This window comes from Pseudomonas viridiflava, from assembly GCF_900602065.1.
Lineage (GTDB): Bacteria > Pseudomonadota > Gammaproteobacteria > Pseudomonadales > Pseudomonadaceae > Aquipseudomonas.
Genome location: NZ_UWFN01000187.1, coordinates 1 through 291, shown reverse-complemented (window position 1 = coordinate 291; position 291 = coordinate 1). Strand labels below are relative to the sequence as shown.

The 291-nt window shown below is 60.5% G+C and carries 1 protein-coding gene; it reads right to left on the bottom strand.

Going from position 1 to position 291, the window contains the following annotated elements:
* Nucleotides 1-291 (bottom strand): agmatine deiminase family protein (locus tag EE949_RS10525; RefSeq protein WP_206335703.1); only part of this gene is annotated, 291 nt, incomplete at both ends.

Sequence of the window (291 nt, the reverse complement as noted above, 5' to 3'; positions counted from 1 at the left end):
CAGTACCGCCTCGATCTGTTCGCGGGTCAGGTGCGGATTGCGGTTGCGATTGAGCAAGCACTCTTCAGTGGTGATCAGTGTGCCTTCGCCATCCACATGGATCGAGCCGCCTTCCAGCACGAAGCCTTGGGTGGCATAACGTGGGCAACGCTCGATTTCCAGCACCTTGCTGCCCACTTGCGAGTCCAGATTCCACGGCGCGTACAAGCCGCCATCGAAGCCGCCCCAGGCATTGAACTCCCAGTTCACGCCACGCAGTTCGCCACGGTCATTGATGACGAAGGTCGGGCC